This is a genomic window from Pleomorphovibrio marinus (genome assembly GCF_003347495.1).
GTDB lineage: Bacteria > Bacteroidota > Bacteroidia > Cytophagales > Cyclobacteriaceae > Pleomorphovibrio > Pleomorphovibrio marinus.
Genome location: NZ_QCXY01000008.1, coordinates 176,202 through 192,589, shown reverse-complemented (window position 1 = coordinate 192,589; position 16,388 = coordinate 176,202). Strand labels below are relative to the sequence as shown.

Annotated in this window: 12 protein-coding genes and 1 tRNA gene; 3 read left to right on the top strand and 10 right to left on the bottom strand. The window is 43.3% G+C overall.

Annotated features, from left to right (window positions below; translation table 11 throughout):
• The 10 genes from cyoE to DB520_RS18720 are packed head-to-tail and all read right to left on the bottom strand — an operon-like array spanning window position 1 to window position 13,144.
• Entirely contained in the window at window positions 1-903 is a 903-nt protein-coding gene (gene cyoE / locus DB520_RS18765; protein ID WP_114751311.1) for a heme o synthase, read from the bottom strand.
• Window positions 900-1,991 carry a COX15/CtaA family protein gene (locus DB520_RS18760; protein ID WP_114751310.1) on the bottom strand — a complete coding sequence of 364 codons (1,092 nt, stop codon included), beginning with the start codon at window positions 1,989-1,991 and terminating at the stop codon, window positions 900-902. The genes cyoE and DB520_RS18760 overlap by 4 nt, the downstream gene beginning before the upstream one ends.
• The gene (locus DB520_RS18755) at window positions 1,969-3,852 is read right to left on the bottom strand and encodes a cytochrome c oxidase subunit I (protein WP_114751309.1); all 1,884 of its coding nucleotides are present in this window, start codon (window positions 3,850-3,852) and stop codon (window positions 1,969-1,971) included. The genes DB520_RS18760 and DB520_RS18755 overlap by 23 nt, the downstream gene beginning before the upstream one ends.
• 15 nt (window positions 3,853-3,867) lie before the next feature.
• The gene (locus tag DB520_RS18750) at window positions 3,868-4,902 is read right to left on the bottom strand and encodes a cytochrome c oxidase subunit II (RefSeq protein WP_114751308.1); all 1,035 of its coding nucleotides are present in this window, start codon (window positions 4,900-4,902) and stop codon (window positions 3,868-3,870) included.
• A gap of 24 nt (window positions 4,903-4,926) precedes the next feature.
• Window positions 4,927-6,210: a quinol:cytochrome C oxidoreductase gene (locus DB520_RS18745; RefSeq protein WP_114751307.1), complete on the bottom strand. Its 1,284-nt coding sequence runs from the start codon at window positions 6,208-6,210 to the stop codon at window positions 4,927-4,929.
• Window positions 6,210-6,836: a c-type cytochrome gene (locus DB520_RS18740; protein ID WP_114751306.1), complete on the bottom strand. Its 627-nt coding sequence runs from the start codon at window positions 6,834-6,836 to the stop codon at window positions 6,210-6,212. The genes DB520_RS18745 and DB520_RS18740 overlap by 1 nt, the downstream gene beginning before the upstream one ends.
• 14 nt (window positions 6,837-6,850) lie before the next feature.
• The gene (locus tag DB520_RS18735) at window positions 6,851-7,384 is read right to left on the bottom strand and encodes a DUF3341 domain-containing protein (RefSeq protein ID WP_114751305.1); all 534 of its coding nucleotides are present in this window, start codon (window positions 7,382-7,384) and stop codon (window positions 6,851-6,853) included.
• Between the two features lie 2 nt (window positions 7,385-7,386).
• Entirely contained in the window at window positions 7,387-8,751 is a 1,365-nt protein-coding gene (nrfD, locus tag DB520_RS18730) for an NrfD/PsrC family molybdoenzyme membrane anchor subunit (protein ID WP_114751304.1), read from the bottom strand.
• Between the two features lie 17 nt (window positions 8,752-8,768).
• Window positions 8,769-11,855: a TAT-variant-translocated molybdopterin oxidoreductase gene (locus DB520_RS18725; protein ID WP_114751303.1), complete on the bottom strand. Its 3,087-nt coding sequence runs from the start codon at window positions 11,853-11,855 to the stop codon at window positions 8,769-8,771.
• A 35-nt stretch (window positions 11,856-11,890) separates the two neighbouring features.
• Entirely contained in the window at window positions 11,891-13,144 is a 1,254-nt protein-coding gene (locus DB520_RS18720) for a c-type cytochrome (RefSeq protein ID WP_114751383.1), read from the bottom strand.
• Between the two features lie 355 nt (window positions 13,145-13,499).
• On the opposite strand from DB520_RS18720, the gene DB520_RS18715 reads away from it, so the two are divergent.
• The 3 genes from DB520_RS18715 to DB520_RS18705 all read left to right on the top strand — a co-directional run bounded on the left by DB520_RS18715 (window position 13,500) and on the right by DB520_RS18705 (window position 16,229).
• Window positions 13,500-13,570: transfer RNA gene (locus DB520_RS18715), tRNA-Cys, on the top strand.
• 223 nt (window positions 13,571-13,793) lie between these two features.
• Complete coding sequence (locus tag DB520_RS18710; protein WP_114751382.1) at window positions 13,794-14,657, top strand: CPBP family intramembrane glutamic endopeptidase; 864 nt, start codon at window positions 13,794-13,796, stop codon at window positions 14,655-14,657.
• Window positions 14,658-14,762: 105 nt separating this feature from the next.
• Complete coding sequence (locus DB520_RS18705; RefSeq protein WP_114751302.1) at window positions 14,763-16,229, top strand: Gfo/Idh/MocA family protein; 1,467 nt, start codon at window positions 14,763-14,765, stop codon at window positions 16,227-16,229.
• Window positions 16,230-16,388 lie beyond the last annotated feature (159 nt).

Sequence of the window (16,388 nt, the reverse complement as noted above, 5' to 3'; positions counted from 1 at the left end):
TCACACTTTATCTAACAAATAGGCAATCTGTACAATCGGCAAATACAGAAAAGATCCAAACATGATCTTCAATGCCGATTTCCTGCTACAATCCCTCATCAGAGAAAAGGTCTGTGCCAAAAACAACACCCCACAAACCGTTGCCACAATTCCCGAATTTAACCCCGTCAAGCCAAAATAAGTAGGAAGCAAACCTAATGGCAACAAAAACAGGGTATATATCATAATTTGAAAGGCGGTATTTAAATCCTTTCCCCCTCCAGAAGGCAAGAGTTTGAATCCAGCCTTTTTATAATCCTCATCACTTACCCATGCAATGGCCCAGAAATGGGGAAATTGCCAGATAAATTGTATACCGAATATGATTAGTGCCTCATAGCTGATAGCTCCTGTAGCCGCCGTCCATCCCAATAGTGGGGGCATGGCGCCAGGAATAGCTCCAACCAAAACAGCAATTGGACCCACCCTTTTGAGAGGGGTATAGACAAAGACATAAAGAATCATGCTGAGCATGCCCAAAAGGGTGGTAAGTGGATTGGTGAAAAACCATAAAACCAGCAACCCCGCTAAGGCCGCAAAAATGGAAAACCACTGAGCTTCATGAACAGCTATCACATTCATGGGCAAAGGCCTGCCCTGAGTCCGCTTCATTAATCGATCATAGTCCCTTTCCAGGATCTCATTTGCAGCACCTGAAGCACCGCTAATCAAAAACCCACCAATCACTAATCCTGCTAATCCAGACCAAGAAAAGGCGGGAGATTGTTGTCCAAGGACAAAACCAAAAGCTGCAGAGAAGGTAACCAAAGCCGAGAGCCTTACCTTTAACAAGTCTGCATAAGCTTTAAGCCTTAACCCTAAGCTTAATTCTGCCGATTCATTTGATATATTTACAAAACTCATTTTTCTAATTTTATACTTAATGGTCGCTTTTGATAGCGAAGTTCAAGCCAAAGGATGAATTGCACCCCAATGATCAAAGCACCTATCAAAAGGTGTATGGGTTGTGCCAAGGCCGGAATTCCAAAGTAACTCATGACGGCTCCTGAACCTATAGCTACGATGATAAGGATTAGCAAAACCTTGCTCCACTTCACAATCAATTTGTTGGCACTGGCATACTTGTACACCCAATATCCAAACCATACATGCAACGCCAAAAGAAGCAAACTATAGCTCCTATGGATGAGAAATTCAATGCCCAATAAATCGATCCATTCAGACCGATCCAGGTACCCATAATCTCTGGAAACCATATCCACCTGTTCTCGTACCTGTGTACCCAATATAATTTGAGCCAGCATAAGAAATCCCCCGAATCCGATCAAAATGGTCAGCCCATTCCGCCTAGAAACATCTCTTATTAAAGAAGCCCAATTGGTCAACCTATAAGCACGGTAATGAATAAATATCAACAAGCAAACGATTAACAGGGCAATTACCATGTGTACGGAAATCATCCACTGCAAAAGGTTTGTAGAGACCACAATAGACCCGATCCAGCCTTGAAAGAGAACGAGCACAAAGGCAAGAAAACTCCAATAAGCAAAGCTCCTATCCAAATACCAAAGCCGTATAGACTGCACTAAGGTAATCAATATTAATAAGCCAATGACTGCACCAATAAGTCGGTTGATGTATTCAATCCACGTTTTAGTTGCGTTAAATGGCTGTTCTTCGCGAATTGAAACGTCTTCTTCTATTTCTTGAGCCTGCTTTTCAAACCCAATTGTCCTGAGCATACTGACAAAACGCTCATTTTTATCCAGCCTTTGAAGGACATACTGCTCCTTATAATCAGGAGGGAGCTGATCCTCGCTAGTAGGAGGAATCCAGCTCCCGAAACACTTAGGCCAATCTGGACATCCCATACCGGAACCGGTACTTCTTACTATCCCTCCGACAAGTATGAGAAAATAAATGGCTATTGTAGTGACTAAACTAATCCTACGAAAACCACTTAATTTATCAAGATTCTTCTTTTGTTTCATTGGCCACCAGAATTTGCCCTTCTTCCGCAATGATTTCTTTTTCAAGATTCACCAATTTCTCTTCGTGCGGCAGGTTAGATTCAGGTGTGGCAGATAATGGGATAGTCTGAGGTATAAAGTCCTCTTTAGAGCCAGGCTTTGAATAATCATAAGGCCATCTATATACAGAAGGTATTTCTCCAGGCCAGTTTCCATGTTGAGGATGTAGAGGCGTAGTCCATTCCAAGGTATTGGATCTCCAAGGATTTAGACTGGCTTTTCTACCGAAGAACATGCTATAGAAGAAATTGAAAACCAATATCATTTGAGCGGCAAATGTGATAATAGCTGCCGCGGATACAAACATGTTCAAATCAGTGTACATATCTGAGAATGCAAACTCAGTCCAGGTATAATACCTCCTTGGAAAGCCAGCAATACCAATGTAATGCATGGGGAAAAAGACCATATAAATACCCACAAAAGTTAACCAAAAGTGAATATGCCCCAATTTTTCATCCATCATCCTACCAAACATCTTAGGGAACCAGTGATAAACACCCGCCACCAAACCAAAGAAAGATGCTGATCCCATCACTAGGTGGAAGTGCGCTACCACAAAATAAGTGTCATGAAGCTGAATATCAATCGCCGAATTTCCTAAGAAAATTCCGGTCAATCCTCCAGAGATAAACACAGAAACCAAGCCGATTGAAAACAACATTCCCGGAGTAAATCGAAGGTTACCCCTCCACAAGGTGGTAAGATAATTAAACACCTTCACAGCTGAGGGAACGGCAATTATTAATGTCAAGAACATAAAGATGGATCCTAGGAATGGATTCATGCCTGACACAAACATATGGTGAGCCCACACTACGAAGGACAATATAGTAATACCAAGCATGGAAATGATCATGGCCTTATAGCCAAAAATCGGTTTCCTAGAATTGGTAGCAATGATTTCCGATGTGATTCCTAAAGCTGGCAAAAGAACGATATAAACCTCAGGGTGTCCCAGAAACCAGAATAAATGCTGGTATAGTACAGCGCTACCTCCAGTGTTGGGTAAAGCCTCTCCACCAATATAAATATCTGAAAGATAGAAACTAGTACCAAAACTACGGTCAAACACAAGTAAAAGTGCCGCAGAAAACAATACCGGAAAGGAAAGTAGCCCAATAATTGCAGTCAAGAAAAAAGCCCAAATGGTAAGTGGCAATCTAGCAAAGGACATTCCCTTTGTCCTTAAATTAATCACAGTGGTGATATAGTTAATTCCTCCCAAAAGCGAAGAGACTATAAAGAAAGTCATAGCGACTAGCCATAAAGTCATCCCTAAACCAGAACCCGGAATTGCCTGCTCAAGGGCAGACAATGGCGGATATACCACCCAGCCCCCACCAGCAGGTCCCTTTTCCAGGAATAGGGAACAAAACATTACCACACTGGATAGAAAGAAAAACCAGTAGGACAACATATTCATGAAACCTGATGCCATGTCTCTAGCTCCTATCTGAAGTGGAATTAGGAAATTGGAAAAGGTTCCACTAAGACCAGCCGTCAATACAAAGAACACCATTATGGTTCCGTGCATAGTTACCAAGGCCAGGTAGAAGTTGGGGTCCAGCTTACCAGTATTGTCAATCCAACCACCGAATATAGGCCGTAGAAATTCTAGATTCATGTCTGGAAATCCTAATTGTAACCTAAATACGATAGATAGAAATCCACCAATCAGAGCCCAAAATATTCCGGTAACCAGAAACTGCTTACCGATCATCTTATGGTCAGTGGAGAATATATACTTCGTGATGAAGTTATCGTGATGCTCGTGCTCGTGATGTTCTACATCATGAGAAGATACGTTAGCTACTGCCATCTTAATTAATTTTTATTATTTGCTTTCGTTGATGTAGATTTCAGCCAATTCCTTCAGGTCTGAAGGGAGATCAGAAATCAAATCTGGGTTTCTTTTAATAAAGGACTCCTGTTCACTTACCCATTCCCGGTATTCATCAGGCTCCAACACGGTAATAACTCTTCTCATGGAGAAGTGACCCCTACCACATACTTCGGTACAAGCTATTTCATACTCAAACTCATCATCTCCCAGTTCAGCCCTCATTTCGGTAGTGGTCTTTGTAGGAACAAACCAAAATCGAGTAGGCATACCTGGGACCGCATCCATTTTCAACCTCATGTGAGGAGCAAAAACAGAGTGAAGTACATCTCTTGCTCTTATTTTAAACAAAACTGGTTCTCCTTTTGGAATTACCACCTGCTGAGAAGGAAAATCGTCAAAGGAGTTCTTGTCCGTAAAATCAATTCCCCTGGAATTATTTGCATTGATCAATCGATAATCATAATCCCCCAAAACATTATCTTTACCAGGATACCTTATTTCCCAGGCAAATTGATAACCCATAATTTCTACAACGTGGGCATCTTCTGGGGCCGGAGCAGTTATATCTTTCCATGCTCTCCATCCTGTAAACACAAGAACCGTCAAAACCACAGCAGGAACTAAGGTCCAAATAATTTCAAGTTTGTTGTTGTCAGGATAGTAAGCTGCCCTTTTATTGTCATCATACTGATACCTGTATCCAAACCAAAAAAGCAGAATATGAGTAAGCACGAAGATAAAGCCAGTAACAGCCATAGTAACCCAAAACAGTTGATCAGTGATCACTCCATGTTCGGAAGCTACAGGTAATTGGTAGTTATCAAACTCTTTTATGGAATACCAAACCATCAGAATAGTACAACCTACTAGGAATACCATCATCAGAATGGCATTTACTTTATTGCTCGTTGTGGCTATTTTTTTCGAAGACCCTTTAGCTACTGATATTAGGGCTTGTATCCTATAAACCATCCAAATTACGGATAGTAATAATACGATACCTATTGCAATGAGAAGTCCGTACATAGTTATTTTACTTTTCGGAAAATTTTAAATGTGGTGATGATAACTCTCTTCCAACATGGGGTGGTTTTTCGCAATAAGGTTCCCCTTGGCCAAATTAGTGAACATTACAAATGCAAAGGCCGAAGCATAAACCAACAATAAACCAACTTCCATTAAACCTAAACCGCCGTCTTGTCCTACTGTCCCGGGTTGAACCATAAGAAAGAAATCCAACCAATGACCGAAGAGTATCAACGTGCACACAAGCTTCAAGAAAACGGAATGTCTTTTCGAATCTCTTGTCATAAGAACAAGGAAAGGTAGGAAGAAGTTTATCACTAAATTTACAATTATAAACCCTCCATATACATCACTTTCGAGTCTTTCCACAAAATATACAGCTTCTTCTGGGATATTTGCATAATAGATCAATAGAAACTGGGAAAACCAGATATAGGTCCAGAAGATGGAGAAGGCAAAAACGTATTTACCGAGGTCGTGAATATGGTTGTCATTCACCATATCCAGATACCCTTGGTCTTTCAAAAACATGGTAACCAAAGTAAGGGCTGCCAGTCCTGCCACAAACCATGAGGCAAAAACATACCATCCAAATAAGGTGGAGAACCAGTGTGTATCAATGGACATTACCCAATCCCATGCACTAACCGAAGAAGAAACAGCAAAGAACACCAAGAATATTGCTGACCAACTTCTAAGCTTAAACCAATATTGGGTTCCTCCATGGAGGTCTTCTTGTTCGGAAAGGGACTTCAGTTTGTTGAAGAAAAACACCCAAAACCCAAAAAACAACACCATCCTTAGGAGGTAGAAGATGGGGAAAGAGCCCTTTTCCATTGGCCAATAAAAGAATGCTCCCTTGCCATCTATGATGGAGTCATAGTGACTGTCGGATTTATCGTATATATCGCTGTGGGTCCAGTGAAACAAATCATGGCTTGCTATAAAAAAGGTGACAATCATCAATACCCCTGCTATTGGGAGCCAATGCCCAAAGGAAATCATTATTTTCACCAATGGAGCAGACCAGCCCGCAGAAGCAGCATACTGAATCGCAAAGAAAAACACACCAATAATGGCAAGTCCTGTGAAATATACATTATTGATCCATAAATTGGCAAACAGCCTATGGGTCCAGTGATAGGCATGTTGCCCATCATCCCCATGTGCCTCACCGCCAAATATAGCAGCCGCTATTCCCAAGATTAAGAATAATAGGCCAATTCCACCTACCAGGAAAACCGACTTCTTGATGGCCTCAGTGAAGTCAAACTTTTGATCTAAATTATATTGTGTAGCCTGTGCCATTATTGCTTTTGGATTTCTTGTTTAACATAGTGCACAATCTTCCAGCGTCTTTCTATGGACAACTGAGAACCATGTGCACCCATTCTTCCTTTACCGTGAGTAATTACATGAAAGATATGTCCATCTGGCAAATCAATGTAGGCACCCCCTTTTAAATTGGCCACTCCTCCTATCACTTCTCCTGCTTTACCATCTCCCTCGCCTTGAGCTCCATGGCAAGTGGCACAGTATTGTATGTAAAGCTGTTGACCCTGGGCCAATGCCTCATCGGTAAGCTCCACTGGGTTTTCTACCTCGGCAGCTCCCTCCAAATCGGCAACACTTTTCCTGTAAGGTAGGAAGCCTTTGCTGTTCCTTGGCACCGTATTCGGAGCAGGTTCCCTCATGTTCATTCCATGGGGATTGAAGGGGTTACTATTATAAAACTCCCCCTTACCATCTTCCCTGGAGGACAGCCAACCTCCCTCATCCTCATTCGTGATTTGAGTGAGGGGTTCATAGGCCACTGAATGGTACATTTGTGGGGCATATTCCAAGCCTGGGAAATCCCCCGAGGCACTGCAAGAAGCCAGCCCCAAGGCAGCTCCTAACGTGGCAACGAAATATGTGGATAATCTTATCTTCATCGTATTTTGCTTACCTAGTCTTCAAAATTCTTATTGTTTACTTCAGTGGCACCTGAAGCTTTGAGTACTTCTACAATCTTTTCCTTGCCTAAAGACGCATTCGCTGCCAAATCAATGGCCATCACGTGTTTGTCATCTGTGCTCCTGATATCAAAAATCCTTGGCTGTCCCCAGGGCTTTAGGTTATTGGTAATCATAAATACCCCTACCATACCGAATGCGGATAACAAAACCGTCAACTCAAACGTCACTGGAATAAAAGTAGGTATAGGTGCGAAGTTCTTACCACCAATAATCATAGGCCAGTCAAACTGCATCATGTAAAACTGCATGGTCAAAGCCAAGGTAGTACCCAAAAGGCCAAATAGAAATGCCGCAATGGGAAGCCTACTTCTTCTATACCCTAAATCTTCATCCAGTCCATGAACGGGATAAGGCGAATATACCTCATGAATTTTTACACCGGCCTTACGGATCTGTCTGACAGCAAGGGACAATACGTCTTCGTCATCAAATATGCCTACGACAAAATTCTTATCTTTTTCCATGATTACTTAGTTGCTTTTTCTGATGAGGATTTCAATACTGCTTTTACCTCTGCCATATTGATCACTGGGAAGAACTTGGCAAATAACAAGAAGCATGTGAAGAACAAACCAAAAGTGAATAAATACACACCCACATCATAAATAGTGGGATAAAACATCACCCATGAGGAGGGTAAGAAGTCCCTGTGGAGGGAGGTTACAATGATCACAAACCGCTCAAACCACATTCCTATGTTCACTACCAATGACAACACAAAAGTAGCTACAATGGAGGTCCTTATCTTTTTGAACCAGAATAACTGCGGGGATATAACATTACAGGTCATCATGGACCAGTATGCCCACCAGTAAGGACCAAACATCCTGTTTACAAAGGCATATTGCTCTGCAGCTACCCCAGAATACCAAGCGATGAAAAATTCAGTGATGTAAGCAATACCCACTATGGATCCGGTGATGATGATCACAATATTCATCAATTCAATATGTCCTATGGTAATATAGTCCTCGAGGTTGAACACCTTTCTTGTCACTATCATAAGGGTGAGTACCATGGCAAATCCAGAAAAAATCGCTCCTGCGACGAAGTAAGGCGGGAAAATGGTGGTGTGCCATCCGGGAATTACAGAGGTAGCAAAGTCAAAAGATACGATAGTGTGTACAGAAAGCACCAGTGGAGTGGCCAATCCTGCCAAAATCAAGGATACTGACTCGTACCGCAACCAGGTTCTTGTAGCGCCATCCCAACCGAAACTTAAGGCGCCATAGATTGTCTTTCTTATGCCAGTGGCCCTGTCCCTAATGGTGGCAAAATCCGGAATCAAACCTATATACCAAAAAACAAGGGAAACCGCAAAATAGGTTGAAATAGCAAATACGTCCCAAAGCAAGGGGGAATTGAAATTAACCCATAAGGATCCAAAGGTATTTGGCAACGGTAGAGCCCAATAGGCACCAACCCATGGCCTACCCATGTGGATGACAGGAAACATAGCCGCACAGATTACCGCAAAAATGGTCATGGCCTCAGCAGCCCTGTTAATAGAAGTTCTCCATTTTTGACGGAAAAGCAAAAGTACCGCCGAGATTAAGGTACCTGCGTGACCTATACCGACCCACCACACGAAGTTGGTGATATCCCAAGCCCATCCAACGGTTTTATTCAGACCCCACATGCCAATACCCTCCCAAAGGGTGGCTGCAAGTGCCAAAAATCCGAGTAATAAGGCTCCCACGGATATGGCCAGTCCAATCAGCCAAGAAACAGAAGGCTTGCCTTCCACTTGCCTGGAAACATCATTGGTGACGTCCTTATATGTTTTACCGCCAGTAACTAACGGTTCACGTACGGGTGAAGTAACCTGCATATCTTTATATTAGTTAATTAAGCTTCGTTTTTGTCCTTGTTTCTGATTTTGGTAAAGTACCAAACATTGGGGCTCACATTAATTTCCTCCAATACGTGGTAGGCCCTTTCTTCATTGACCTCTTTATTGGCAGAGATGTCATTTTCCTTGATTTTCAAAAGCTTGGAAACCTTTGACTGGGAATCGTTCATGTCACCAAATACCAAAGCCTCGGTAGGACAAGCCACCGCACAGGCCACATTTATCTCACCGTCCTTGATTTTTCTCCTCTCCTTTTTAGCGGCTAGTTTACCTGCCTGAATACGTTGTACACACATGGAACATTTTTCCATAACGCCCCTCACCCTTACGGTCACATCTGGATTTAGCACCATTTTGCCCAAATCATCATTTTGCGGGGTGTTCATAGGAAAGTCCTTATTGTCATGGTACTTAAACCAATTGAACCTCCTTACTTTGTAGGGACAGTTGTTGGCACAATACCTGGTACCAATACACCTGTTGTAGGTCATTTGGTTAAGTCCCTCTGAACTGTGTGTGGTAGCTACCACTGGACATACCGTTTCGCAGGGGGCGTTGTTACAGTGCTGGCACATCATAGGTTGGAAAGTAACCTCTGGGTTATCCGCTGCTTTTTCCAGTTCCTTGTTTTCGGTAGCTCCCTCGGGAGAACTGTAATACCTGTCTATCCTTATCCAGGCCATCTCCCTTCTATTCAGCACTTCCTCACGGCCCACAACGGATACGTTGTTCTCAACCTGACAAGCAACTGTACAAGCGGAGCATCCTGTGCAAGAGTTTAAGTCAATTGCTAAGCCCCAGTGGTGTTGGCTATATTTGTGCCCCGACCAAAGCGAAATCTTAGATGGCTTATAAAATTTACCCTCTTTATAAATTTCAGGATGGTACCTACCTGCATTGGCATCTTCCTTGTACTCGCCTAAGGTAGATTCCTGGATCACAAAGTTTCTACCCATATAGGTTTGATGGGTTTGCGTTTGGGCGATTCTGTATGTATCAGAAAGCAACTCAATGGTAACACCTTCGGTAATGTCGTAATTGACAAATCCTTGAGAATTGTCCAGAAGGGGATAAGCGTTAACACCAACATTATTGGCTACTCTTCCTGCTTCAGTCCTTCCATAACCAAGTGCTAAACCTACCGTGCCATCTGCCTGGCCTGGCTGAACCAATACAGGGACCTCTAGGGTTACCCCGTTAGCGGTAAGTTTGGCCTTTTTGGTACTGCCCTCCTGCATTTTAAGGCCATTATCGTTTGCCCATTTCTGGGATACAGTAAGGTAATTGTCCCAAGTGGCTTTAGTTACCGGGTCAGGCATCTCTTGCAACCAAGGATTGTTTGCATAGGTGCCACTGCCAATACCAATTTTTGAATAAATCACCAATTCAGTGCCCTGATTATCGGCACTGTAAGTTCTGCCAATAGCCTGGGCAGCCCCACTGATGTCTCCAGCGGCCTCCGGGGTTTCCTCTACTTCTGATTCTACTCTGTAGATGCCGTTATGCAAACACCCATCCCAGAACAAATCGAAATCTGAGACCTGATCCTGCTCGGCAAAATATCCTTCCCGCCAGTTTTCACGGATAAAATTGTAATACGATATATTGTTTCCAGCCCATCTCAATAAGCTTTCCTGAGCTTGTCTTGTATCGAAAAGTGGAGTTATGGTTGGCTGTGCTAAGCTGTATTCTCCTGGCTTAGGATTGTAATCATTCCAACTTTCCAAGTAATGATGATCCGGAGCCAGGTATTGTACTGCCTTGCATGTCTCGTTTCTGCTGTCTCCTATCGCTACGGAAACCTTAGCCTTGGATACTCCAGCCGACAGCTCCTCGGCACCGGCATAATCATAACAAGGGTTACAGTTATAGAAAATCACAGCACCAACTCTGCCTGCATTGAGGTCGGCAACGAGTTGTTTCATCTTTTCGTCATCGCCTTTGCGGTAGTGAACCGACTTGGCAAAATCAACGGTTTCACCTTTATTCCCTAGAAGTTCGTTGATTGCATGAATTATTACCTGAACATTTGGGTCATTGGAACCGGAAACCACTAAGGACTGTCCCCTATTCGCCCAAAGTTCCTCTGCAGCTCTTTCCAAATTTGCGATTTCTACAGATGGGGCATTCACCGGAGAGGATCCGGACTTCCCTGCAAGCATGTTGTACAAGGCCAAAACCGCAAGACCACTTTGTGAGGCCCTGATCGGAGTGCGGTAATCCGCATTTGCCCCAGTAAGGGAAAGATTGGATTCAAACTGAAAGTGCCTGGACATCTCAGGGCTTTCTTTGGAGATCTTCCTTCCTTTACTGTACTGCTTTGCATATTCAATCGGGGAAATCCAAGTTCCCAAAAAGTCTGCACCGAAGCTTACAATGGTTTTAGCTTTATCGAAATGATAGGAAGGAAGCGTCTTACTTCCATAAAACTGCTCACTTGCTTTAAGAATACCAAAATTGGAAAGTGGGTCGTAGGTAATTACTTCCACATTCCCCATTGCCTCAGCAAAGGCCTCCATTGCCCTATCCGTAGAGGGGGAAAGAAGCGTGTTTGTAACTATTTTTATACTTCCAGCAGAGGAAAACTTAGGCCCCAAATCGGCATCCAAAGCAGACCATTCAACCCTTTCCCCGTTTATGTATGGGCCATCCAGTCGGTGCTTATCGTACAAAGACAGCACTGAAGATTCTACGATGGCGTTGGTTGCACTTCCCGTGATGGGTGAAAATTCGTTTCCGTCCAGCTTGATCGGTCTACCTTCTCTGGTTTTGACTACTATTGAGGCATAATCCCCTCCAGTCGCAAAGGTGGTCGCGTAATAGTTTGGCACAGATGGATCCACATCCACCGGTTTATTCACATAAGGTATGGCCTTTCTTACAGGGGCCTCACAGGCAGCGAGGGAAGCAGCGGCTAGGCTGAAACCCATCATTTTCAGGAAATCCCTTCTATTGGAACCCCCATCGCCATTTTTGTGTAAAGGAAGATTGTCAGGGAACTCCCTGTCTGCATTTTTTACAAATGCAGGATCGTTAGTCAGTTGTTCTAACCCTTTCCAGTATGTCTTTTTATTTTCTTTCATCTCTTAAAGAAAAGAATTTTCGTAAAGATTAATTATTAATAGTGACACTTGGCGCATTCCAGCCCCCCGATGTCCTTCACCTTCAAGGCATCCTTCGACTCAGAGTGCAGTTGCACTAACTTGTCGTAGTATTCATTGCCTTGTGTGGTGATTTCCGTATTTCGGTGGCAGTCTATGCACCAGCCCATGGTCAGGGAGCTGTGTTGATAAACTACTTCCATTTCTTCAATTGGGCCATGGCAGGTTTGGCACTCCAGACCCGCTACAGCTACGTGCTGGCTGTGATTAAAATATGCCAGATCGGGCAAGTTATGAATTCTTACCCATTCTATAGGTTTATTGTTGTCATAAGCATCATACAACTTGGCAATCTCTGGGGATATCCCTTCTTGCCCATCCACGTTTTGGATGTGCATATGGCAATTCATACAAATGTTGGCAGATGGTATGTTGGCAGATTTACCGATTTCCACCCCGGTGTGACAGTATTGACACGGAATTTCATATTCCCCCGCATGTAATTGGTGAGAGTATGCAATAGGTTGCTTTGGGGCATACCCCTGTTGTATACCTACATTGTATAAACCGTCCAATGCTGTCTTTACAACTAGAGCCAAAACAATGGTGGTAATAATGATGATAAAAGCATCACTGGTAAAAACCTTTTTAAGGTCTGTTTTCTGGTTAATAAACTCCTTGTCGTCCTGGTCCAGGTCCTGGCTTTGGTTCAGGTATTTTTTCAATACCGATACGATCAACCCCAATACTACCAGAATTAACAACAACACGAATACTAAGACCACCAGAATTATGGTGAGGTATTCACTGGGAATCCCTCCGGCTTGACCTTCCGCCGTTCCCTCTCCATCGGCAGCAGCTGTGGCATCTGCGGTGTCTCCATATTCGATGTAAGAGAGCAAGTTCATCAAATCATCATCACTCAAGAAATCGTGTGACGGCATTTGAATATTATTGTATTCCCTAAACAAGGCTACCGCCTCAGCATCTCCGGCTTGGATCAAGGCTTGGGAATTTACTATGAACTTTTTAGTCCAATCCAATGACCTACGCTCAGTAACTCCCCTCAAGGCTGGACCAGTGTAATTTTGGTCCAATCGGTGACAGGTTCTACAGTTAGCGTTGAACAAAGACTGCCCTGCCTGGATAGCGTCTTCACTATCAGATACGTCGGGGTGAGCCGCATAAGCCGTTCCTGAATACAGGAAAAACGCCAAAATCAGCGCACTTATGCTGTTAAAAACCCCAAATGATGAGCGTTTGATCGTCATGATTTTTATTTGATTTTCCGAATAATTATCTCTTTCAATGAAATTCGACACAAATGTACTACCCAACTTCTATTTTTCAAACTTGATAAATTGAACTGCATCAAATTGAAGATCTGAGTTTAAAATATGTTAAAATACTGTACTCCAATCACTTGTATCCATAAGTATTGCGTCTTTCGTAATTTAGAACTTTTATAAATAACCCTTTTTCCACTTAGCCATTTCAAACTATTTAAAAGGGAACACCCACTTGGGTTCTAAAACAAAAAACAAGGAAATGAAAGCGTACTAAAATTTTATGATTCTTATTGGCTGTAACCCTTAATTTAGCTACCTTTGGCATCCGATTCAAAAAGGTCGAGTGGCCGAGTGGCTAGGCAGAGGTCTGCAAAACCTCGTACATCGGTTCGAATCCGTTCTCGACCTCTACCCCCTTCAAAAGGAACAACTAATTAGTTGTTCCTTTTTTGGTTCTGAACAATTGTATTTTTCATGCCATTTTTCTAGCTTTCGATGGCTATATCTCTCCTTTTCTTACTGGCTAATTTATTCCTACATTTTCTATTCACTGATAATACCAGGAGTGTTTAGGAATGATGTTGCAGCAATATTTTATGTTATAGAATTAACCCAAAGCCTATTTACTTTGATGAACGATTTCATTACGAAAAGAAACCTCACTATCTTCTGTATAGTGGCACTCTTGATTGGATGGGTAGGAGTAGGTATAGACCGGCTAACACCGGATCAAGGGGCCGAAGAAGAATCATTGGGCATGGCCGTTTGGCTGGTATTCCCATTGCTACTTGTAGTCCTACTTAGAGGGCTGGCAGGCGATGGATGGAAAGATGCTTGTTTTCGTCCCCGATTTATTGGCAATGGCAAATGGTACTTCATCGCCTTCGCCATCTTCCCTGCTGTAACCGCGCTTACCCTTTTATTGGGAAAACTCACCAACTTGATAAACTTTGACCGCATGGACTGGTCAGCATTTTCCCTGGTATTCCTTAGCCTTTTAGGAGTGAATGTAATAAAAAACTTTTTTGAAGAAAGCGTATGGAGGGGTTACCTCAGCGCAAAGCTGGCCAAACTCTCTCTTTCCGACTTCAAACTCTATTTGATAGTGGGGCTGGTATGGGGCCTATGGCACGTACCTTATTATATGGTGTTTTTGCCTGATGAAATGATCTATACGGTGCTGCCTGTAGATAGGGTGCTTTTTACCTTGGTTGCAGTAGTCAATATGATAGTGTGGACAGTAATGTTTGTGGAAATTTTCTTTATTACCGGGTCCATTTGGAGTGTGGTATTGCTCCATGCGGTGGAAGATGCACTGATCAACCCTTTGGTGATTGATGGATTCATCCAGATCACCCCCAATGCCGAATGGCTGGTGTCACCCATTTCTGGCATTTTTCCCATGTTATGTTATTTGGGAATTGGATTCTGGTTAAGAAAGCAAAGGAAAATGCTGGGCGGAAGATATAGCCGATTGGTTCCCGCCACGACCTAGTACGTCCCTGTTTTATCCATCTAGGGTGCCGCTTATCCAAAGGCTTAGGTGGATGCCAAAAAATTATGTATTTTAGAAAAGTTTTATAATAATCCAATTTTAACCATGAAAAAACCCAGTAAAGCAGTTTCTGGCTCTTCCAGAAGGAATTTCATCAAAAATGCAGCCATAGCCTCTTCTATCCTAATCGTTCCCAGACATGTGTTAGGTGGGGTAGGGTATACTGCCCCAAGTGACCAATTGAACCTTGCCGCTATTGGTGCCGGGGGAAAAGGCTCCAGTGACATAAAAAACGCCTCGGTAGAAGGCCGGGAAAGGGTAGTGGCGCTGTGTGACGTAGATTTTTCCGGATCAGCAAAAAGATCTGTCGAGAATTTCCCGAAAGCTAAGCGGTATCAAGACTACAGGGAAATGTTGGACAAGGAAAAGGACATTGATGCGGTCACCATTTCCACACCTGACCATACCCATGCCCCAGCCGCAGCATTTGCCATGGAAAGGGGGATCCATGTATATGTGCAAAAACCCATGACCCACAATATCAAGGAGGCGAGAAAACTCACCGAAATGGCCAGGGAACACAAGATAGTGTCCCAAATGGGGAACCAAGGGGGTTCCAACCCTTTGCTGGACATGGTACAAGGCTGGATAGATACGGATAAATTAGGAAAAATAGCAAAGGTACAAATTTGGACCAATCGCCCAGTTTGGCCACAGGGAATACCATTTCCAGAGCCAGCACCAGAAAAGAAACCGGACGATTTGGCTTGGGACCTTTGGCTTGGGCCAGCTGAAAAAATCCCCTATACCCCAAACCTGCACCCTTTCAACTGGAGAGGTTGGTGGGATTATGGGACTGGTGCTCTCGGTGATGTGGGCTGTCACCTAATAGATATCCCATTCAGGACACTAGGGCTTCATTATCCCAAAAGTGCACAATGCAGTGTAGCCTCGGTTTATTCACAAATGTGGACCGCAGACCACCACCCTAAAGGTGCGCCTGTGGCCTCCTTCATCACCCTTAAGTTTGATCAGACCGACAAGAGCAAGTCTCCAATAGAAATGACCTGGAGTGATGGGGGAATTCGTCCCAGCCACCCAGATATCATTCCTCCGGATCACGACTTGGGTGGGGCTAATTCTGCCAATGGAGTGATGATCGTTGGAGAAAAAGGAATCATTACCACCAACATCAACGACAGTTCACCCCTTATGCCAAAACTATACCTCAGCGACGGTACCACAGAATTCGGACCTGAAAAAGAGGAAATGGATGAGCCAGAATACGGCCATCAAAGGAAATGGGTGGACGCCTGCAAAGCAGGGTTTGGAAGTAAAGAACACCAAGCACTTACCAGCTCTTTTGACTATGCAGGCCCAATGACCGAAACAGTACTCATGGGTAACCTGGCCATAAGGAGCTATATGCTTCAAAAGGAAACAGGCAATGGAAATACTGCTTTCATCGGTAGGAAAAAACTACTATGGGACGGGGACAACATGCTTATTAGCAACCTGGAAGAGGCCAACCAATTCGTTGGAAGGGATCATAGGGAAGGATTTAAAGTGTAACCAAACCTGAATAAACTTTTCCAAAGTTCAGAACTTTGGAAAAGTTTATTCTAACATTTGAACGAAAATGCTCCATAACCTTTTTGGCGAAAAGCAGCCCGCAAATTGCAAAACCAACCTCCTTACCTTATCTTTTGTTCTCAATTCAATCCAAACTAC